At 41.4% G+C, this 22,246-nt stretch carries 21 protein-coding genes; 7 read left to right on the forward strand and 14 right to left on the reverse strand.

The window, feature by feature from the left end; all coding sequences use genetic code 11:
• The first annotated feature begins 56 nt into the window (after positions 1-56).
• Complete coding sequence (locus F887_RS01865) at positions 57-1,070, forward strand: magnesium and cobalt transport protein CorA (protein ID WP_005209109.1); 1,014 nt, start codon at positions 57-59, stop codon at positions 1,068-1,070.
• Between the two features lie 44 nt (positions 1,071-1,114).
• On the opposite strand, the gene F887_RS01860 is transcribed toward F887_RS01865, so the two are convergent.
• The 9 genes from F887_RS01860 to dxs all read right to left on the reverse strand — a co-directional run bounded on the left by F887_RS01860 (position 1,115) and on the right by dxs (position 10,653).
• Positions 1,115-1,402 (reverse strand): STAS domain-containing protein, encoded by a 288-nt coding sequence (locus tag F887_RS01860; RefSeq protein ID WP_005297196.1) that lies wholly within the window; start codon positions 1,400-1,402, stop codon positions 1,115-1,117.
• 11 nt (positions 1,403-1,413) lie between these two features.
• A complete protein-coding gene (locus F887_RS01855; RefSeq protein WP_005297198.1) occupies positions 1,414-2,046 on the reverse strand; it encodes an MlaC/ttg2D family ABC transporter substrate-binding protein in 633 nt (210 codons plus the stop codon).
• A gap of 19 nt (positions 2,047-2,065) precedes the next feature.
• The gene (locus F887_RS01850) at positions 2,066-2,743 is read right to left on the reverse strand and encodes an outer membrane lipid asymmetry maintenance protein MlaD (RefSeq protein ID WP_005297200.1); all 678 of its coding nucleotides are present in this window, start codon (positions 2,741-2,743) and stop codon (positions 2,066-2,068) included.
• A complete protein-coding gene (gene mlaE, locus F887_RS01845) occupies positions 2,743-3,522 on the reverse strand; it encodes a lipid asymmetry maintenance ABC transporter permease subunit MlaE (RefSeq protein WP_005147184.1) in 780 nt (259 codons plus the stop codon). Before mlaE ends, F887_RS01850 begins: the two co-directional genes overlap by 1 nt.
• Entirely contained in the window at positions 3,519-4,337 is an 819-nt protein-coding gene (locus tag F887_RS01840) for an ABC transporter ATP-binding protein (protein WP_005297202.1), read from the reverse strand. Before F887_RS01840 ends, mlaE begins: the two co-directional genes overlap by 4 nt.
• A 416-nt stretch (positions 4,338-4,753) precedes the next feature.
• The gene (locus tag F887_RS01835; RefSeq protein ID WP_005297203.1) at positions 4,754-6,673 is read right to left on the reverse strand and encodes a DEAD/DEAH box helicase; all 1,920 of its coding nucleotides are present in this window, start codon (positions 6,671-6,673) and stop codon (positions 4,754-4,756) included.
• Between the two features lie 499 nt (positions 6,674-7,172).
• Positions 7,173-7,721, reverse strand: coding sequence for a shikimate kinase (locus tag F887_RS01830; protein ID WP_005297205.1), 549 nt, complete (start codon positions 7,719-7,721; stop codon positions 7,173-7,175).
• Between the two features lie 72 nt (positions 7,722-7,793).
• A complete protein-coding gene (locus F887_RS01825) occupies positions 7,794-8,624 on the reverse strand; it encodes an inositol monophosphatase family protein (protein ID WP_005297206.1) in 831 nt (276 codons plus the stop codon).
• A gap of 133 nt (positions 8,625-8,757) precedes the next feature.
• Positions 8,758-10,653, reverse strand: a complete 1,896-nt coding sequence (gene dxs, locus F887_RS01820) for a 1-deoxy-D-xylulose-5-phosphate synthase (RefSeq protein ID WP_005297208.1) — start codon at positions 10,651-10,653, stop codon at positions 8,758-8,760.
• Positions 10,654-10,959: 306 nt separating this feature from the next.
• Here dxs and ribA point away from each other — a divergent pair, with 306 nt between their 5' ends.
• From ribA to hemF, 3 genes are all read left to right on the forward strand, one after another.
• Entirely contained in the window at positions 10,960-11,562 is a 603-nt protein-coding gene (gene ribA, locus F887_RS01815) for a GTP cyclohydrolase II (protein WP_005297210.1), read from the forward strand.
• Positions 11,563-11,604: 42 nt separating this feature from the next.
• A complete protein-coding gene (locus F887_RS01810) occupies positions 11,605-12,078 on the forward strand; it encodes a DUF4844 domain-containing protein (RefSeq protein ID WP_005297212.1) in 474 nt (157 codons plus the stop codon).
• A 134-nt stretch (positions 12,079-12,212) separates the two neighbouring features.
• Positions 12,213-13,154 (forward strand): oxygen-dependent coproporphyrinogen oxidase, encoded by a 942-nt coding sequence (gene hemF, locus F887_RS01805; RefSeq protein ID WP_005297214.1) that lies wholly within the window; start codon positions 12,213-12,215, stop codon positions 13,152-13,154.
• Between the two features lie 50 nt (positions 13,155-13,204).
• Here hemF and F887_RS01800 read toward each other — a convergent pair whose 3' ends face one another.
• The gene (locus F887_RS01800) at positions 13,205-13,786 is read right to left on the reverse strand and encodes a histidine phosphatase family protein (protein ID WP_005297216.1); all 582 of its coding nucleotides are present in this window, start codon (positions 13,784-13,786) and stop codon (positions 13,205-13,207) included.
• Between the two features lie 151 nt (positions 13,787-13,937).
• Here F887_RS01800 and aroE point away from each other — a divergent pair, with 151 nt between their 5' ends.
• Positions 13,938-14,726: a shikimate dehydrogenase gene (gene aroE, locus F887_RS01795; protein WP_005297219.1), complete on the forward strand. Its 789-nt coding sequence runs from the start codon at positions 13,938-13,940 to the stop codon at positions 14,724-14,726.
• Positions 14,727-14,788: 62 nt separating this feature from the next.
• Here the strand turns inward: aroE and F887_RS01790 are convergent, their stop codons facing one another.
• A complete protein-coding gene (locus F887_RS01790) occupies positions 14,789-17,104 on the reverse strand; it encodes a hypothetical protein (RefSeq protein ID WP_005297222.1) in 2,316 nt (771 codons plus the stop codon).
• A gap of 239 nt (positions 17,105-17,343) precedes the next feature.
• On the opposite strand from F887_RS01790, the gene F887_RS01785 reads away from it, so the two are divergent.
• On the forward strand, positions 17,344-19,167 hold the full coding sequence (locus F887_RS01785; protein ID WP_005297224.1) for an acyl-CoA dehydrogenase C-terminal domain-containing protein: 1,824 nt from the start codon (positions 17,344-17,346) through the stop codon (positions 19,165-19,167).
• 54 nt (positions 19,168-19,221) lie between these two features.
• Here the strand turns inward: F887_RS01785 and F887_RS01780 are convergent, their stop codons facing one another.
• Positions 19,222-19,896, reverse strand: coding sequence for a hypothetical protein (locus F887_RS01780; protein ID WP_005297227.1), 675 nt, complete (start codon positions 19,894-19,896; stop codon positions 19,222-19,224).
• 344 nt (positions 19,897-20,240) lie between these two features.
• Here F887_RS01780 and F887_RS01775 point away from each other — a divergent pair, with 344 nt between their 5' ends.
• Positions 20,241-20,510 (forward strand): PspC domain-containing protein, encoded by a 270-nt coding sequence (locus F887_RS01775; RefSeq protein WP_005185370.1) that lies wholly within the window; start codon positions 20,241-20,243, stop codon positions 20,508-20,510.
• 72 nt (positions 20,511-20,582) lie between these two features.
• Here F887_RS01775 and F887_RS01770 read toward each other — a convergent pair whose 3' ends face one another.
• Complete coding sequence (locus F887_RS01770) at positions 20,583-21,683, reverse strand: HPP family protein (RefSeq protein ID WP_005297231.1); 1,101 nt, start codon at positions 21,681-21,683, stop codon at positions 20,583-20,585.
• Positions 21,684-21,793: 110 nt separating this feature from the next.
• Positions 21,794-22,210, reverse strand: coding sequence for a lysozyme inhibitor LprI family protein (locus F887_RS01765; RefSeq protein WP_005297233.1), 417 nt, complete (start codon positions 22,208-22,210; stop codon positions 21,794-21,796).
• Positions 22,211-22,246 lie beyond the last annotated feature (36 nt).

Genomic DNA, 22,246 nt, shown 5'->3' on the forward strand with positions numbered 1-22,246 from the left:
CGCTGCTTTTCGGTAAAAGGCCGAAAATTTACATCGACTGCGCGAGGAAAAAAGACATGCTTGAAGCCTTTTATGCCACAGAGCGCGGTAGTCTAGAAGATGCAACCATTAACGGAAGTTTTGATCTCCATCCCGAACTGGTTTGGATTGATCTCATCGCTCCATCCCAAGAAGAACAACAATGGGTCTTGGATGCCTATGAGCAAAACTTACCGACCTTAAAATCACTTGAAGACATTTCCTCATCTGCACGATTTTACCGTGATGATGATGGAATTTTGCATATCAGCACCTATTTTTTAACAAAGAATAAAAATTATCAAGTCGATGGCGATGCAGACGACTCTTTACCCATGTTGGCCATGGTACAAACGGTTGCATTTATTTTGCATAAAGATCGCTTGTTCACCATGCGTGGTGAAAAGCTAGTCGCATTCCGTGCCTTCCGTGCCCGCGCTCGTCGTAATGACTATGATATGGACTATAAAGATCCAACCTGGATCTTGCTCGGTTTACTTGAAGCAAAACTGGATGAGCTTGCGGATATCTTGGAAGATATCCACAAGGACTTGGAACGATATTCCACAGAAGTTCTGAATAACCATCATCGCGAGAAAATTTTAGATCTAGATGACATGATTACGCGCTTAGCCCAACAAGAAGATATGCTGGGAAAGGCACAACTCTGTTTAATTGATTTACGTCGTGTATTGACCTTTTTAGCACGCCCACGCGCATTGGGCAGTCATATTTATGATGCTGACATTCGCGAGTTGAGTGAGGATGTTCGCTCGTTGGTCGAACATGATGCCTTCTTATTCCAAAAAGTACGATTCTTGCTGGATACCACCTCTGGATTTATTAACACCGAACAGAACGATACCATTCGTCGATTCTCGATTTTACCAAGCATGCTTGCGCCACCGATGCTGATTGCCAGTATTTATGGGATGAATACCGATGTGCTACCTTTTGCGCATGGCAGCTTAAGTTTTTGGATTGTCATTGGTATTTTGATGGCGTTCTTAGTATTGCCCATGTTTTACTTCCGTTGGAAGAAATGGATCTAATAAAAAAGCACCTTACGGTGCTTTTTTATATCGACAAGATTTCATCAAATCAATTTCAAATCATCTTGTAAATGGCAGGCTTGGATAATCTTCAGCATTTTTTCAGACACATTTTTAAAATGCAGCCCCTTATTTTCAGGTGTTTGACGCAACCATTGCACCAAGACCGCCAAAGATAAGGTATTACCCTGTTCAAGCTGAGCCAAATCCACAACCAAAGGAAAATCCTTATGTTGTCGTATATGCTTCAAACCTGCCTGATAAATCTGTTCTGCATTGGCAAAGTTAATCGTTTTTGAAACGACCAACTGCTGATCAATATACTGAATCACCCGTCACCTACTTATTTTTTGCTGGTTGCAGCATCTGCATCTGGTTTAAAGGTTGCAATCGCTTTATTGATGTCGCCACCATTACGCTGAACGGTCGCAGCAAACTGGTTACGGAATTGCAAACCAAGATCAATACCAGAAACATTGATATTACGTACTTTCCACTGATCGCCCTTGTCAGTTAGCTGGAACGATACAGGGATTTTTTCGCCATTATGTATAAAGTCCAATGTTACCACTGGGTTCTTGCTGTTGGTCGATTTGAAAGGACGCATGGTGTAGCTTTCATTGGTATATTTCGCGAAAGCACCACCGTAGTTTTCAATAATCACGGCACGGAAGTTCTGCTCAAACTGAGCACGTTGTGCAGCAGTCGTATATTGATTATTCGCATATGTACCGAGCACAATACGTGTAAATGCCTGCGAATCTACATACGGATCAAGGTTTTGACGAATAATAGTTCTTACTAAAGCAGGGTTATTCTGTAATTTAGCGTTGTCTGCTTTTAAACGTGTAATTAAGCCATCAGCCACACGTTTAACAAAATCAGGTGGGGTCTCTGTTGGTGCTGCAAATGCCGCACTTGCAAGCATTGTTGATAATACGCTTGCTGTTAGAGTTTGTTTCAATAATGTGTTCACTTCAATCTCCTAACCTGAATTACTCAACAAAAGAAGGTTCTGCTTCTGCCGTAGCTGGCTGAGAAGCAGGACTCTCTGCAGAGGTTGAGCTCGATGTGGCTTTACCCGCACCACCAGTAATAAACTTACTGATTAAATCTTCTAAATCCATTGTACCTTGGGTATTTGAAACGACGTCACCACGTTTAAGGTAATTCACACCACCACCTGGAACAACTTTCAAATATTTCTCACCCAAAAGACCATTGGTTGCAACCATTATATAAGCATCTTCATCCAAACTTGTGATGGATGTCATGTTACTGATAAGTTGCTGTTCCATTTCTTTTTGTTTCGCAGTATCAGCCTGTTGATAATCAGAGCTATAGCGCAATTCTTCAAGCGCATTCTTTTGCACTTCTTTGAGTTGCTCAGGACTAAAGCTGGTTAATTTACCATCCAGATCAAATTTAACGGTTGCTAAACGCGTTACAGGATCCAGCGTGATTGATTCAACACGGCCAATGGTCACACCACTCATGGTCACTTTCGCACGCGACTTTAAACCATTTACGTTATCAAACTGCGCTGTCATGCTGTAGCTATCACGTAAATTCGTACCGACTAAACCACTAACTTTCATTGCAAGAAAAAATAGAGCGATACCGAAGATAATGACAAAAATACCTACGGCCAGCTCACTAGTACGTGATTTCATTAAATCCCTCCGAACATGACCGCAGTCAACACGAAATCAAAACCTAATACACAAAGTGAAGAATATACGACCGTTCTCGTCATCGAAGTCGCAATACCTTCTGGCGTCGGATCACAAGCATAACCTTGATATACCGCTACCCATGTACAAATTAAAGCAAATACAATGCTTTTGATAATGGTGCCATTAAAGATGTCATGCCAGAATTGTACGCTGCTTTGCATACCACTCCAAAATGACCCTTCATCCGCCCCTAAAAAATCAACGCCAACCAGTTTGCCGCCAATAATACCAATGGTTGCAAAAATCACGGTGAGCATTGGCAGGCTGACAATACCAGCCCATAAACGCGGGGCCACAATTTGGCGAAGTGGATCAACACCAATCATTTCCATACTGGCAAGTTGTTCACTCTGTTTCATGGAACCAATTTCAGCAGTTAAGGCTGAACCTGCTCGCCCAGCAAATAACAGGGCAGCAACCACAGATGCAAGTTCACGCAATAAGGTGAGTGAAATTGCGGTACCTAGCATTGCCTCACTACCAAAAGTGACCAGAATGCTATACATCTGCAAACCAAGAACAGCACCAATGAACAGGCCTGAAACAGCAATAATCAGCAGGGACATCACCCCGACACGATACATTTGATACACAAAACGCTGAAATCCGCCTTTCGATGGCATGGCAAATAAAACTTGCAAGAGCATCAATGCCGCAGCACCAATCCCCTTTATCCGCTCAATAACGAGTCTACCTAACCAGGCAATCGCATTCATGGACGAACCTCGTTATCTAAATATGCTTGGTGAGTAAATTGATATTCCACAGGGCCTTCAATTGAACCTGTTAAAAACTGACGTACAAATGGCGATGCATGATTTTTTAATTGTTCAGGTGAACCTTCACCCTGAATTTTGCCTTCTGCCACCACATAAATATAATCAGCAATCGATAAAGTCTCAGCAACATCATGCGAGACGATAATCGTGGTTAAATCTAAAGCATCTCGTAAAGAACGGATTAAACGGGTTAAAACGCCCATTACAATTGGATCTTGGCCTGCAAATGGCTCGTCATACATAATCAGTTCAGGATCTAAGGCAATTGCTCGTGCCAAAGCCACACGACGATTCATCCCGCCTGATAGCTCCGATGGCATTAACTGCTCAGCACCACGCAAGCCCACTGATTCAAGTTTTAAGCCAACTAACTCTGCAATAATATGTTCCGGTAATTTGGTATGTGCACGGATTGGAAAAGCGACATTTTCATACGTCGACATATCAGTAAATAATGCACCACTCTGGAAGAGCATTCCCATACGCGCACGTGCAGCGAATAATTCTTGACGCGACATTGTCGCAATATTTTTACCGTCGAGCAGCACTTCACCGTGATCAGGCACCAATTGCCCACCGATCAAACGTAATAAAGTCGTCTTACCCGTACCGGACGGTCCCATAATTGCAGTAATTTGACCACGTCGAATTTTAAGACTGATATCGTCATAAATGACGCGTTCTCCTCGATTAAAGCTCAAGTTTTTAACTTCAATTAAGGCTTCTGTATCGAGAGGAGATTTGTTATTCATAATGGCATATTCCTGCACTTTTTATGCACGCATACTATACACTGAAAGATTAAACGCTTGTTTTTATTTTGATAAAGGATGTATCAAGAGTATTTAATTTATGTAGTTATTCTTTGAAACAACTTGGCTGGTCGTTTGATGAGAATTGACATTAAAAGAATCAGAATGGTTGGTATCAAAAAGCGCATAAGCGAAAAATAAGCCATTACATAGCATCAAAATGACGAATAGACACGGCAGCCCTTCACTACACATGAATGACCATATTTGACTCAGAAGACTGTTATTTTGCTTAACGCTATTCATTTCTTATATAAAATTTGAATTAGTACACATTTTTTACATTTTACATGACTAACAGAAAATAAAAAAGCCAGTTTTTCAACTGGCTTCTTCTTTTTATCGGTTTTTAACGATTAAAAATCGTTTTTGCGACGACGGTCACCAAAACCACCTTCACGTTGTGGACGATCACCAAAATCACGCTTTGGACGATCTTCACCACCGAAACTACGCTTTGGACGGTCTTCACCACCGAAACTGCGTTTTGGACGATCTTCGCCACCGAAGCTACGTTTTGGACGATCACCAAAACCACCTTCACGTTGAGCAGGACGATCACCAAAATCACGCTTTGGACGGTCGCCGAAGCTACCTTCACGACGTGGTTTGTAATCTACACGGTTACCACGGTTGTCATCATTCGAGTCAAAACGCGGTTTATCGTTGAAACCACCTTCACGACGTGGGCGATCAGAATTGAACTCGCGACGTGGACGGTCTTCACCACCAAAGCTGCGCTTTGGACGATCTTCAAAACCACCTTCACGGCGTGGACGGTCTGAATTAAATTCGCGACGTGGACGATCTTCACCACCGAAACTACGCTTTGGACGGTCTTCAAAACCACCTTCGCGACGCGGACGATCTGAGTTGAACTCACGACGTGGACGATCTTCACCACCAAATGATGGACGTTCGCCACGAGGCTTGTCATCGAAGCTACGACGTGGACGGTCATCACCACCTTCACGACGTTTGAAGCTGCTTTCACCTTCAAAACGACGACCACCACCGAAACCGCCACGACCGCCATCACGGCCGCCACGACCACGACCACCGCCATCACGGCCACGACCACCACCATCACGACCTGAACGAGCAGGAGGTGGAGATGGCTCTAAACCTTCGATTTCAGATACATTTAAACGTGCATCTAAATAATCTTCTAAAGCACGGATTTTGCCACGCTCACGGTAAGTCGCTAAAGTAACGGCTTGACCTGTACGACCCGCACGACCTGTACGGCCAATACGGTGTACATAGTCTTCATTTTTCATCGGCAAACCGAAGTTGATTACGTGTGAAATTGTTGGTACGTCTAAACCACGTGCTGCAACGTCAGTCGCAACCAAGATTTTTGCACGACCTTCACGAATGCTACGTAAACGGCGGTTACGAACGGTTTGTGGCATCGCACCATGCAATGCAACAACTGAGTGACCAGCTTCAGCCAACTCTTCAGCAAGCATATCTGTATCTTCTTGCGTGCTTGCGAATACAACAGCTTGATCTACTGATTCGTCAGATAACCAATGCGTAAGTAATTTTTTCTTGTGTTCAAAACCGTCTGTCCAATGCAATGTTTGCGTTACATCAGTATTGGTGCTATGACCAGTTTCGATTGCAATACGTTGTGGATCATTCATCATGCGTTCAGCAAGACGAATAATACGATCCGCAAATGTTGCAGAGAACATTAATGTTTGTTTACGATTTCCAGCTAATTCACCAATTGCTTCTAGATCTTCAGAGAAACCTAGATCAAGCATACGGTCTGCTTCATCAACAATTAATGATTCAACTTTATCAAGTTTAATTTGACGACGGTTTACAAGGTCAAGTAAACGACCTGGTGTCGCAACGACAACTTGTGCACCTTTAAGCTGTTGAATCTGCTTACCAAAAGGCATACCGCCCATAATTGCAGCAACACGAACACCTTTCATGTGACGTACAAATGCAATCGCGTCTTGGCTTACTTGTTGAGCCAATTCACGTGTAGGAGAAATAACTAAAATAGTCGGCTGAGTTACCGCTTTCATACGGTCTTTAAAAGAAACGAATGCTTCTTCGCCTGCTAATGCATTTAACGTTGGAAGTAAAAATGCAGCTGTTTTACCTGAACCAGTTTGGCTCGAAACTAATAAATCTTTCCCTTCTAACGCAGCGGGAATCGCTTGTTCTTGCACAGGAGTTGGAGTGGTAAAACCTAAACCTTCAAGCGCTTGTTGTAAGGTTTCGTGTAAAGAAAATTCGGCAAAAGTTTTGCTCATAGAGAGTTTCACCCTAATGGGTGCTCCATTTTAATAAATACAAAAAAATAGACATCGGCAACAAGCGGCAAAGCGACTCAAGCTGAAAAATATATGAAGTTCAGCGGCGATCCGAATAACGACGATGTGGACTAAACGCACGCTTGATTACTGCTTCAACCTGAAGAATCGCTAAGCGATTTGGGCGCAAGATGTGGTCCTCTCTACGGACAGCGTGCGCTAATATGAATAGAACTGAATGTTCAGGTAATGAACTGGAATTTAAGTGCGTGGGCGGATTATAGCAGAATAATTTTAAAAGTCACCTTTTTTAATAGGTTTTTCTATTGCGTCACCTTTATTATTTGTATCCAGACGATAATAGCTGCCTCAAAACAACTTATTTAAGACCACTTTTCTTTAAATATAAACATAATTATCAGCAAGTTAAAATCCCATTAAACTTCATCTTTTTTAATTCTCTTATTCCATGGTTAAACTGAGATTTATAAGACCATTGCTATCCTTTATTCAGACGATCTAATATTTTTTTCACATTTGCAGCAACTTGATCAGGAATCTGATTCGTCAAGATCACTTGACATCTCAAGCTCGAATAAAGCTTAAATCTCTGTCTAATCTTTAATTCTTCTTTTGTTAGAACAGGATTCAGGTAAGCTCGACTCATCTGCCTTACTACAATTTCTTGAACACATTTTTCCAAGACCAATGAAGGCAGCATTAAAAAAGTAAAGATATGGTTTTCTATTTCATCTTTGATTTTTATATAGTCTTGATCAGTATCATCGGGATAGGTCATAAATCCAGAGGAACACACAATGATCATTATTTTATTCAAATCGTATTTTCTTTGAAGCTGCATAAAAAGCTGAATATTACGCACTGCATATTTTTTATAACCATTTTGAATAATATACTGAGCAATATCACCTTCCCTCTGCATAAAATATTCATCTAAATCATAATAATCAAAGCCAAACTGTGCCGAGAGTATCTTGGCTGTGGTTGTCTTACCAGCACCACCTGGACCAATAAAATAAATGAGCAATTGATTTTACCTTATTCCTAATGACGCATAAAAAAGCCCTCAGATATTGAGGGCTTTTTTAAAATCTACAAATTATTTTACAGCATCGCCCCAAGCAGGAACAACTGTTTGCATCAATGGCTTTAACATCTTAAGTGAACTTGCAATCACCTGACCATTATCAAATGAATCATTGCCACCACGAGCATCAACAACCACACCACCCGCTTCTTTCACAATCAACTCACCCGCAGCGATATCCCACGGTTTTAAGCCAAGCTCAAAGAAACCATCAAAACGGCCCGCAGCAACATAAGCCAAATCTAACGCAGCAGAACCGCCACGACGAATTTGTGCACCAGACTTAGTTACAGCCAATAATGAAGCGAAATGCTGTTCTGCATAAGAAACAATTTCACCATTACGCTTGGCACGGTATGGATGTCCTACTGCAAGGAATGTACTTTCCAAGCTTTCTTTGACATTAACACGGATACGGCGTTGATTCATCACTGCACCACGACCACGGCTTGCAGAGAATAGCTCATCACGCACAGGATCATAGATCACACCGTGTTGAGTTACACCTTTGTGTTGTACAGCGATAGAAATACAGAAATGTGGCAAACCGTTGATAAAGTTTTGTGTACCATCTAAAGGATCAATCACCCAGCACCAATCTGCATCGTGACCTTTACCTTCTTGCATGCCAAACTCTTCACCAAGGAAGCTGTGGTTTTTATAACTTTTGCGGAGGGTATCAATTGTAAGTTGCTCCAAGTAACGATCGACACGCGTTACTGGACCGTCAATGCCTTTTTCTTCAACTTGCAAATCGAGTTTATGACGATTCTGATGTGCCTTTAAAAGCTCTTGACCAACTGTTTGAGCCGCACGCGCAGCCATAACCACCATAGGTTCCATTGAACACCCACTACAAATTTGAAGATTTTGACAAAGAATAATGCATAAAAGCGCGTATATTCTAGCAAATATAAGCGCTTTTAGGGGAAAAATGTTGCGAAAAATTATTTTCGCTTTTACATGAGCTTATCGCTTAAAACCAAGCTTGCTCAATTGAAGCTAAAATTCCCTGACTGTCTAAACCACAATCTTGCAACATCTGTTGATGTGTTGCCTGATGAAGGAAGCTATCTGGTAAACCAATGTTCAACATCGGCTTAAGAATCTTCGCATGTGCCAAGAACTCATTCACCGCACTACCCGCACCAGCCATAACCGCATGCTCTTCTACGGTTACAAAGAGTTGAGTCCGAGGCGCCAAATCACGAAGTATTTGTTCGTCAAGTGGTTTCACGAAGCGCATATTCACGACACGCACACCCATCGCGTGTTTATCCGCCAATTGCTGAGCTGCTTCAATTGATGCTGCAACACGGCTACCAAAAGCAAGAATACTAATCTGCTGTTCGGCATCCACATTAAATTCTGCAACGATTTCAGCTTTACCAATTTCCATCGCTGTCATCTGTTGTTGAATTTCAACACCTGTACCGACACCACGTGGATAACGTACCGCAGTTGGTCCTTTATAAAGATAAGCTGTATGTAGCATTTGACGACATTCGTTTTCGTCTTTCGGTGCCATAATCACCATGTTTGGTACGGTACGCATATACGCATAATCATAAGCACCAGCATGGGTTGGGCCATCTTCACCCACCAAACCAGCTCGATCAATACCAAACGTGACATCTAGATTTTGCAAGGCAACATCATGAATTAGTTGATCATAACCACGCTGCAAGAAAGTTGAATAAATCGCAACAACAGGTTTAAGACCTTCACACGCCATACCCGCAGCCAAAGTCACCGCATGCTGTTCTGCAATGGCAACATCAAAGAAACGCTCAGGATATTGCTGTGCGAATTGCACCATCCCAGAACCTTCACACATCGCAGGTGTAATCGCGAGTAAACGATCATCTTGAGCAGCTTCATCACATAACCATTGCCCAAATACATCTGAATATTTAGGGGGTGATTTTTTTACTGGCGCAGATGCTGTCGGTGCAATTTTAGTAATCGCATGATAAGTAATCGGATCTGCTTCGGCAGGCGCAAAACCTTTGCCTTTTTTTGTATAGATATGGACTAAGCGAGGGCCTTTACGCTTTTTTAGTGCATGGAAGACTTGTGCAAGCTGTTCTACATCATGTCCGTCAAATGGACCAAAATAATCAAAACCAATTGCTTTAAATAAATTATCTGCTGCGTCGGTTGCCGATTGGTGTAAACGAGAGTTATAGGTCCACTTTGGATGCGGTTGAACATAGGCTTCGCCTTGTTCATTTACATTCACCAGTTGACCTGTTTCCCAAATTGCCGCCAAGTGTTTTGCAAAACCACCCGTACTGCACGAGATCGACATATCATTATCATTTAAGACCACGATTAAGTCTGCGTCATGGGCAACCGCATCATTCATTGCTTCAAAAGCCATGCCTGCCGTCATTGCGCCATCGCCAACGATTGCAACGACATCGCACGGATCTTTTTGATAACGGCGAGCCAAAGCCATGCCCAAACCTGCTGAAATCGCAGTTGAAGAGTGACCAACACCAAAGGTGTCAAACTCAGACTCATCACGTGCAGGGAAAGCAGCTAAACCATTTTTACTTCGAATCGTGGTAATACGATCACGACGACCAGTCAGAACTTTATGGGGATAAGCTTGATGACCCACATCCCAGACTAAACGATCATCTGGTGTATTAAAACAATAATGCAGTGCAACTGTTAGTTCGACTACACCTAAATTTGCCCCAAAGTGACCGCCACTTTGTCCTGCTGCATACAAAATATATTGACGTAACTCATCTGCAACTTGTACAAGTTGGTTTTGCTCGAGTTGACGTAATTGTTGCGGATGGTCAATTCCATCTAACAATGGCGTAACAGGGCGTTGAGTTGGAATTTCGGTATACAACATAATGTGGCAAAGCCTTTTTAAGCCTGGCAAGTCCGAAGCTGGGTTTTAAATGGGGGCAATCATACAATTAAATATGATATACCTTCAATCAGCCACACGTGCGAATGATGTAGTGCTGAACATTCTCATGCAAATTTTAAAGAATGACCGATAGATTATCCTGAATTATGTCACTGTTTATCAACCATTATTGTGTTCTTTGTATGAAAAAGAAAAAGTTATGTGAAAAATCAGAAATTCCAATTCACGCAATCTTCATACATTAGGCTATACTCGAACTGTTTTTATTATCATAGTGAGCTCTCTGTGCCAATTGAATTTATTGCAACATCAAAGCTACCCACCGCTTTTGGTGACTTCAATATTTCCGTGTTTCAAGACCCAGCAACAGGCGAAGAACATGTGGCGCTATCTAAAGGTTTAGAAACGGCTCCAGATAAGCCAGTGCTTGTTCGCATCCATTCTGAATGCTTAACTGGCGATGCTTTCGCGTCACTAAAATGTGATTGCGGACCACAATTACAAGCCACTCAAAGCTTGATCAATGATGCAGGTCAAGGTGTGATCCTCTATCTTCGCCAAGAAGGCCGTGGTATCGGTTTAACCAATAAAATTCGTGCTTATGCCTTGCAAGATCAAGGACATGACACCGTTGATGCTAACCTGTTATTGAACTTGCCTGCGGATGCACGTCGTTATGATATGTGCAGCATCATGTTGGATCATCTTCAAGTCAAAGAAGTAAAACTGATCACAAATAACCCACTTAAATTAAAAGCATTGACCGATCTCGGTATCAATGTAGTTGAGCGTGTTCCATTGACTGTTGGACGTAATCCGTTCAATGAACAATATTTAAAAACCAAACGTGAGCGTATGGATCATCTTTATAAAAAAGATGACTTCTGACTTCAGAGTCATGTTGCTGCTTAGATAAGAGTATTTATCAAAATGAAATTATTAAGGATTTTCTTAGTAACAGGTTTCCTGTTACTAAGCGGCTGCAGTAAAGCAAATGAGCATCCAGATAACTCATTAAATACTGGAATTATCAAGCAATTATATCAATTTCAGAAACAAGATCACTTTGTGGGGGATGGTTATCTATATACAGGTGTTCAAGACAAACAACAAAAAGAATTACTGAATCAAAAAGTAGCTCAGACGGCTGAAGCTTATATCCAGCTTTATCAGGGCTCGCAACAACCAAATAAAGAACAACGACTTAAAATACTTTCTGATGGTATCCATCAAATTGATCCTGATTCACTCGATACAGAAGATAGAGAACAGGTAGCGACTACATTTGAACATTTTTTAGATATCACTGGCTTGGAGAGTTCAGAGGGAATTCTAAATACTTGGATATATAACGAAGAAATTAACAAACTTATAGAAGATAATCATTCTACACAGTCAAAGTAGGAAGCATTTTGGCTCCACAGAATTTTGTCATACCCGATCACAACATTTTAAATATAGATTCAAAAATCCCTTACTTTTTTTATGGATTTATGTTTTGATGTAACTCATCCCTAGATCACTTTCAGAGGATCATCATGCAGCATCCAACTTCAGCTGATATTCAACGTGTTCGCGAATTTTTACTCGATCTACAGGCACGGATTTGTGCAAGACTAGAGCAACAGGAACGTGCAGGCGGTGGTACCGCTGAGTTTATCATTGATGATTGGCAACGAACCGAAGGTGGCGGTGGTCGCTCTCGTGTTTTGCAAAATGGTGAAGTGATTGAAAAAGGTGGGGTCATGTTCTCCCACATCAATATCAGTAAGCTTCCTGCATCTGCAACTGAACGTCATCCACAAATCGCAGGAGCGAAAGCACAAGCATTGGGCGTGTCCTTGGTAATTCACCCAAAAAATCCAAATATCCCGACATCTCATGCCAATGTTCGCTTATTTGTTGCTGAACCTGAAGGCCAAGATCCTGTTTGGTGGTTTGGTGGCGGTTTTGACTTAACCCCATTCTATCCAGATGAACAAGATGTGCTCAATTGGCACCAAAAAGCCTATGACCTGTGTCAGCCTTTTGGTGAACATGTTTATGCAGAACATAAACAATGGTGTGATGATTATTTCTATCTCAAGCATCGTGATGAACAGCGTGGTGTCGGTGGTTTATTCTTTGATGATTTGAACCAGTGGGATTTCGAAACCTGCTTTAATTACATGCAAGCAGTGGGTAATGGTTATTTAGAAGCGATCTTGCCTATTTTTGAAAAGCATCGTGAACAACCTTATACCGAAGCGCAGCGTGAGTTCCAGTTGTATCGTCGTGGTCGCTATGTTGAATATAACTTGGTTTATGACCGTGGTACGTTGTTTGGCCTACAAACTGGTGGGCGTATTGAATCGATCTTGGTGAGCCTACCCAATCTAGCGGGTTGGTCATATCGCCCTGAATGGGATGCGGACTCGGCTGAAAAACGGCTTACCGATTATTATTTAAAACCACGAGACTGGTTGGGTTTACAGAAATAATTAGATCATTCATCCCTAGTTTAGTGGCTAGGGATGATTTTTTAGGGATCTTAAAATAAAAATATTGCGGTATTTTGAATTGGCCAATGAATTAAATCTAATCTAAAATTTTGCATGAGCTCTCGGCTCAAAGGTTGTGGTTCATGCTTTAACGTGAGCAATAATTGTAAAAATTGACCGTGTGTACACACCACTAAATTCTTCTCTACATAAGCTTCAGCCAATTGTTTTATTTTTTCATGGAACAGTTGCACGCGAAGATAGAGATCGGCAAAAGATTCTGCATCATCCGCATCACGATATTCATAATCCATCCTTTCCCAATAAGCATTGACCCACTGCTTGCGGTCATCCAGATTGGTATTCGCGCACCGCTCTTCCGAGAGATAACTAAACTCATGTAAGTGTTCATCCACTTCGGCTGTGATCTGATATTTATGTAAAATCGGTTCTGCTGTTTGATAGGTTCTATGGTATTTAGAAATAATAACATGAGCGATTTCTGGTAATAGTTCACATAGTTGTTTGGCTTGTTCTTTACCATGATCACTTAAACGAATCGATGCATGGGATAAAGCTCGCCCATTAATATTCGCTTCACTTTGTGCATGTCGAATTAAGAAAATACTCATAATGAGGTTAATGTTTAAATAATGATTTGGAAATATCAGAACATGTTCTAATGAACAAATCACAACATTACCATCTCATAGATGTAAATCAATATTGCAGCATCCCCTTCAACTTTATAAACTTTAAACAACCTCACCATGTTGATCACTCATGACCAAACAATTTGCTGTAATTGGAAATCCGATTGAACAATCCCGCTCACCCGAGCTACACCACGCATTCGCAGCAAAAACTGGGGTCGATCTCAACTATAAAAAAATCCTTGCACCGTTGGATGGTTTTGAAAGCACCACAAAAGCATTTTTTGCTCAGGATGGTATCGGTATGAATGTTACGGTACCGTTTAAAGAGCAAGCTTTCGCACTCTGTGAACAGCTGACTGAACGTGCCAAGATTGCCAAAGCAGTGAATACCTTATGGATGCAAGATGGCAAACTATATGGTGATAATACCGATGGTCAAGGTCTGGTCGCAGCGATTCAGACGTTAGGCTGGAGCCTAGAAAATAGCCGTATTTTAATTTTAGGTGCGGGTGGCGCAACGCGTGGCGTGATCTACCCATTGGTACAGGCAGGCGCAAAGCGCATTGTCATTGCCAACCGTACCCTCGCCCGTGCTGAGCAACTCGTTGACGATTTAAAAGATGCTGTGCCTCAAACTGAACTTAAAGCCATTGGCCTAGAGCAACTCTCAGGTGAATTTGATTTTGTGATTAACGCAACTTCTGCAAGTTTAACAGGCGATGCCTTGCAACTACCTGAAAGCTTAGTATTCCATCATGCTTATGAAATGGCCTATGGCAAACCATCTAGCTTTCTGGATCAGGCCAAACAACGCCAAGTACCTGCTACTGATGGTTTTGGCATGTTGGTCGGGCAAGCGATTGAAGCTTTCTCGATTTGGAATGGTGTTAAACCAGAACTGAAAGATTTTTTATAATCATTTGAAAAATAAAATAGAAAAAACCTGCAAATGCAGGTTTTTTCTTCAGGTTCAGCTGATTATTTAATGGTCAGCATCTTCTGATACACTTCTTTGAAAATCTCATAATCAATAAATTCATTATGTTGAAGCTTTAATGACTTAATTGACTTCTCAGAAAGCTTATTCTTACGTGCATCCACATAGACTTGCCCCAAGATATTTGCCGTTTGTTCAAGCAGGACTTTCTCTTCACTTGAAGCACCATTCTCTTGTTCGAACTGGATTTGGTATTGCTTGGCAAATAACTGTTGTGGTTGCTTATATTGTGCTTTCAGCTTGTTCCACGCTTGACGGTCTTTATCGCCACGCATGGCATCAACCACAAGACGATTCACCGCTTGGCCCAATTTATCATCAAACTGGTCTTCATTTTCAAGATGATGTTTCTTTTGCAAAGCTTCAATCCTTTGCAGGGCTTTACCTTCAGGATTATAAACCTCCTCATCGGCATACCAATATGCATACACACTGGCAATTTCCTGCAACTCTTGACTAGAATAACGCTGCACGATCTGTGGGGTACTTTCCGTCAATTTAGCAATAAATACCGCCTTATAGGTTTGCTCATAAGCATGCGTTGCATCGAAACGTTGTTCTGCAATCACTTTCAGTTGATCATCTAAAGATAAACGATAAGGCTCTGCTGAACGCTCTTGAATACCTGCTTGCCCTAGTTTCTCTGAGAAACTACTCACCGTCTGTTCAAGCATTGAGCCTTTGCTTGCTTCTGCCCACGTTTTTGCACGTTTTAACTGCGCCTGATCGATCGGCGTTGCTTTGCCATAATTCGAGATCAACATATCCGCTTTGACACTAAAACGGGACTTCAACTCGGATAAGCCATAATTCAAATCATAATCAAGCTTGACCGCACGCCCTTGTGCATCTAACCCCACATCCATAATAAATGGATTACGCTTATCGACTGGTGGCAAGGCCTGATCAATATCGGCTTGGTGCTTGATCCAAAGTGCTTTAAAAGCTTGATCGTCAATAAACTGATTCTGATCGTAGGCAACAAACTCTTTTTCTACGGTTTGTAGCTTTTCAAAATAAGACAGGAAACCTGCTTCTGCGGGCTTGGTACCAAATACATCAATGCCGTAAATACTTTGACAGTACTGTACATCGCCATACGTGGTTTTAGGGGTCTGTTGCAATGCAGTACACTGCGTTTCAGTTAAACCGCCTTCTTCATCGGCAGTTGCAACAACTCCGCTATCCGCTGTTGCATCTTCCGCAGCTTGTCGTGCTTCTTCAGCAGCATCCTCTGTGGCATCTACAGCCGAAACTTCATCTTCATCATCATTCGCCACACCAAAATGTTGATTGACAAGGCGATACAGCTGTTGACTGACCACACTGGCATCATCTGCCGAATCTTTTGCATCCAATAAAGAGGCTTTTGATTTGGACTTAGTTTCACTTGCAGCATCCACTTCATTGGCAATCAGCTTTTCTAAGTTCTGCTCTTTAATATTCAGCACACTTTGCACGAAGTATTTTTCATTGACCTTGCTGTATAAATTTGCCTGCAAAATCAGCTCTTCAATTGAGGTTTTTAAACGAATTTTCTCCACCACACCTGCCGCTTGATCTGCGGAAGAAACCGACAAAGCCTGAATATTATTTTGATCGGCAAGACGATAGTAAATCGCACTCGATGCTTTGACATATTCAGCAAATTTTTTGTAATCCACTTGCTTGAATAAATCCTGATATTTTGAAAAATCTAGATAGGCAAGATTGCTTTGATTTTCTTTATTTACCAAATACGGCATCAAGGCAAAGTAGTTGATATAAAACTTATAATTATTCAGATCAAGCACCATCGGCACTTTGGCTTGAACCAATAAGGTCGGCTTTTCATAGCGTGCTGTTAGGTTAAAAGAACCCAGTTTTTGACGATAATGCACAGAGCCATCATACTCAAACTGCATGTCATTAAGGACATTGGCCATGATTTGGGTAAATTTATCAACTTTAGATTGACCATAAGTTTTTTGTTCTTGAGCAAGCGCAACATAGAGTGCTTGTTTTTGCTTACTATTTAAATTGACCTTCTGGTCGCGCAAATATTGATCGACCTTTTGCTTCAGCGCAGCATCTAAAGGCGCGTTGTCGACCTTGGCATTTGCTTTATTTTGATTCGTCTCAACATGAATATTAAATTTTCCGCGATAATCATAGCTCGGATATTCATACATCGCATTGAGACTATTGATGGCCTTCTGTTCTAAATTGTTCGTAGCCGAATTGGTTTTAATGACATGTTGAGAACATGCAGAAAGACTAAGACCCATTAAGCATAAAGTTAAATATTTTAGACGCATAGCTTTACCAAACACCTTTATATCATTATATTTTCAAGTATAAAATTGAGTACTTTTCACATTTAACATCAGTTTTGACGCCAATAGAAAAGTGATTTTTTTACAAACATCTCTTCAAGTAAATTCGCTTTTCTGACATTCTTTTCCCTAGTGATTATCAATGTATTTTTATCACTATTGTGAATAATCAAAGTATCGAAACAGATAATCCAAAATGATTCAAATACAGGATTAAGATTATGCCAGCTTATAAAGCCCCGCTCCGTGATATTCGTTTCTTAATGAACGAAATGTTAGATTATCCAGCACATTACCAAACTTTGACAAGTGGTCAAAATGCGGATGCTGAAACAGTGGATATGATTCTTGAAGGTGCAGCAGATTATTGCGAAAACGTACTTTCTCCACTGAACCAATCAGGTGATGAAGAAGGTTGTACTTTCAACAACGGCGAAGTAACGACGCCTAAAGGCTTTAAAGAAGCTTATGACCAATTCGTAATGGGTGGTTGGCAAGGTCTTTCTTATCCAGAAGAGTTTGGTGGCCAAGGCTTACCAATGTCTTTAAACCTAATCAAATCTGAAATGATGGGGACTGCAAACTGGTCATTCACCATGTACCCAGGTTTGAGTACAGGTTGTATGAACACGATCATGCAGTTTGGTACAGACGAGCAAAAAAATACTTATATGCCTAAACTGGTTGAAGGTACTTGGTCAGGCACAATGTGCTTAACTGAGCCTCAATGTGGTACAGACTTAGGTCAAGTAAAAACCAAGGCAGAACCTGCTGCTGACGGTACTTATAAAATCTCTGGTACTAAAATCTTCATCTCTGCAGGTGAGCACGATTTAACAGATAACATTATTCACATCGTACTTGCGCGTCTTCCAGATGCACCAGCAGGCACACGTGGTATCTCTTTATTCATCGTACCTAAATTCATCCCGACTGCGGATGGTGGTGTAGGTGAACGTAATACTGTTTCTTGTGGTTCAATCGAACACAAGATGGGGATCAAAGCCTCTGCAACTGCGGTACTCAACTTTGACAACGCAACAGGCTACTTGATCGGTGAAGTAAACAAAGGCTTACATGCAATGTTTACTTTCATGAACACAGCACGTATCGGTACTGCTGTTCAGGGTATTGCACATGCTGAACTTTCGTTCCAAGGCGCTTTACCTTATGCGAAAGACCGTATGTCAATGCGTGCCCTTTCTGGCAAGAAAGAGCCTGAGCGTGTTGGTGATGCGATTATCCACCATGCCGATGTTCGTCGTTTACTCTTGACTCAAAAAGCGATTGCCGAAGGTGGTCGTTCAATGATCTATCATGCTGCAAAACTTGCAGACAAAATGACAGATGCATTGGTGAGCGGTGATCAGGCAGCTTATGAAGCATATGATGATAAGCTTGGCTTCTACACCCCGATTCTAAAAGGTTTCTTGACTGAACTCGGCTTAGAGGCAGCAAATAACGGTATGCAAGTTTACGGCGGTCATGGCTATATCCGTGAATGGGGTATGGAACAAATCGCACGTGATGCACGTATCTCAACCTTGTACGAAGGTACAACAGGGATTCAAGCACTTGATTTAATTGGCCGTAAAGTTCTTTTAAGCTCAAAAGGTAAAGTTGTTCGTGACTATACTGCTGAAATCTTGAAATTCTGTGCGACTCACGCGCGTAATAAGTATTTACGTCGTTTTGCGTGGGACTTAACTAAGCTTTGTGCACAATGGAACACATTAACTGTCCGCATCATGCTAGCTGCACGTAAAGACCGTGACATCGTTTCTTCAGCTTCTGTTGATTTCTTGATGTTCTCTGGCTATGTGATGATGGCATATTTTTGGGCACAACAAGCGGTCATCGCATCTGAGAAATTAGAAGCAGGTGACGGAATCGAAACGCCTGAATTCTATAAAGCAAAAATCAAAGTTGCAGACTTCTACTTTGACCGTTTATTACCACGTGCTCAAGGTCATGCAGAATCAATGGTGACAACATCTCGCACCTTGACTTCACTTGCACCAGAACACTTCAGTTTCGATTACTAATCGGAACGACAAAAAAGAGCGCTAAATGCGCTCTTTTTTTATGCCGAGGTGATTTTATTCAACCTTCTTAAATACATAAGCTTGTTCAGGAAATGGATACTCTTTAAAAAACTTACGGTTATGGCCATTATCGCCATTCCAGATTTTATCCAGATTCATCACTAAATCTTTATTTCTATTAATTTTATAATACAAATTCACATCCGCAGCATCGCAACGAATCATGATTTCATTGAGTTCTTGATGGACATGCCATTGGACTTGTTTACAGGTCTGCTCAATCTTTGCCGTATTACGTGTCGGGTCTGAACCTAAACGGCTAAAACTGGTATTGGTCCAATACACTGAACCATCGCCCAATAAATTGAGGATATATTCCGATTCTTTTTCGTTATTCACACAACCAGCAAATGCATCGGTACATGGAATACGCGCATGATAACGCCCGACATAGATCATATCGGCTTCAGAGGGTGGGCTTAACTTGAGTTGATGTGTTGCAGGATGCGGTAATGTCGCTTGCCCTGCCACTTGAGTCAATGACACGCCTTGCGCATCAGATGCAAGCTGTTCTTCTTGCTCATCTGCAAGCACTTCGCTCGCTTCACGACTCGGTTGCGTCTGGGGTTGTTGCTTTACTGGTTCTGGATGATGGCTATCGCAAGCACTCAAACCTAAACTCAATAGAACTCCTACACTGACATACTGTAAGAATAACCTGAACTGCATATTCATAAATCTCTAACATCAATATCGTTATCGCGTGGTTTGCACTGACCGATCCCAAACTTGGAAAAATATAGGGATCATTTCAATGTCCGTCTATTCCCCAAATGGGTAATAGCCAATGCGACCGGATTGAAATAGCAAATTGACAAAGCAGTATGCTTTAATTCGGTGCATTTTAGGCGATCGTGTTGGTTTTTCCATCAATGATTTACACAACTTAACCAATCTCTCATCTGTTTAAACTTTAAAAAAATCAGTTCGCCCCTATTTCTTAATTAACAGCAAATCAAACTGAAAGAATTTATTTTTTACTGCTGTTTCATTAATTTAAGGAGACTAACTCGATGGCCAACTCTGGTTTATATCGCTCAAACCAACAAAGCATGATCGCTGGTGTAATGGGCGGTATTGCGGAACGATTTGGTTGGAACGCAAACTTATTACGTCTGATCTTTTTCGTGATCTCGATCATGAGTGCTGCCTTTCCGGGTATTTTGGTCTATCTAATTTTGTGGTTGGTTATTCCAAAACAGCAACAAGCCCGTGTTGATCACGTGCAGGGTTATAACCAACCCGTAAAAACGATTTATGAAGACCAAAGCATAAAACGTTAATTCACTGTTACCTTTTTGGTCGCTACGGTTGAAATTACCCCTAATCCAACCGTAGCTTTTTTTTATCTAAATTTAGACCTGTCGATTCAGCTGTTGTTGCAAAGCTGCAATCATATCGGCACGACTAATTATCCCAATCAAACGATGTTCCTCGACCACTGGAATATAGTTAAATGATTTCTCGACAAAGTAAGGCACCAGATCCTGAATCGGTTGTAAGGGACTCACTGTCACAACTTTGTGGCTCATAATTTGTCTGACATAGTGCTGCCATGAATTACGTGGATCTGTTGCACCCTTAAACCACTCCACCACTTCATAGAGTGCCAATGTCCCCACCAAATGATCTTCCGCATTTACCACTGGTAGACTCATTAAATTCACGGCTTTAAACTTATCCAAAGCCTGATGAATATCATCATGCTCATGCAATTTAATCACATCACGACTCATAATATCCTGACAGACAAATGAGTTAATCAAGCGCTCATTTGCATGCGATTGAGCTTCTAAAATGATTTTTTCTAAATCGTACTGACTAATATCCAACAACTCAGTGTGATGCTCTAATGCATATTCAATATCTTTCGGCTGGATCGAAACTTTCTGGGTCGGTGTAGGATCTTTAGAACGCTCATTCACATGTGCCGTAATCGGATAATGACGCCCAATCAAGCGATTAAAAAAGACGGCAAACAGCAGCAATAAAATCGAGTTGAGTAAAACTGGGTACAAAATGAAATGAAAACCTAAACGATGTACCGCTTCACCGCCTAATACCGCAGTAATCGCCACTGCTCCACTTGGCGGATGCAAAGAGTCTGTGGTCATCATCACAAAAATTGCCAATCCAACCGCAACACTAAAAGCACTGGTGAGATCGGGCAAATATTGCGTACAGGCGACACCAATAAAACCTGCCAGCGTATTGCCGACAATGACATTCCAAGGTTGTGCCAACGGACTGTTTGGCACTGCAAATAGCAACACAGAAGATGCACCCATCGGGGCGATATACCATGCATTCATGCCACCCAAGACATACCAGCTAATCAATGATGAGATTGCCAATCCGCACAAAGCACCGACACCTGAGAGCATCCTCTCTTTTAAGGGCAAGACCTTATAATTTGGTTTGAGAAAATTTAGCCAGTCTGATTGGGTCAAGCTCACAATGCACCTTGCTGGAATCGTTTTGTTTGCGTTCGATGCAGCAGTATACGCTGACTCAAGCTGAAGGTGTATTTAAATTACAGTTTTAAATAATGGCGAGCTGCTCAGAATTAATTTAAATATTCTCTGAGTTGCTCCAATCGCTCACTATATTTTTGCATCGGACAAAACTCATACATCGGTGAACCGATATAAGCACCGGCGTTACGGCACTCTTGATCGACAAAATTTTTCCAGAGCTGTTGTGATTTCATGATGTCGTTATAGCGTTCAGGCTGCTTATATTCCTGACTCTGTTTTTTAATTTGATCCAATAACTGCACAATCTGCTTTGCATATAAAGTTTTGGTTCTGGTACTACAGATCTCCACCACAGCATTATTGATATTCCCCAGTTTTAGCTGTTGAATGGTGTCATCAACACATTGGCTATAGGGATCTGCTGCTTTATCCTGCGCTTTGGCAAATACACTGGCACTCACACAAACCATTGCAAGCAATGCCACTTTGAATATTAATTTCGTCATTGTTCAGCTCTTTTGTTGTCATTATCTTTTAAAATC

Origin of the sequence: Acinetobacter sp. NIPH 2100 (assembly GCF_000369805.1) — a bacterium.
In the GTDB taxonomy this organism is placed as follows: domain Bacteria; phylum Pseudomonadota; class Gammaproteobacteria; order Pseudomonadales; family Moraxellaceae; genus Acinetobacter.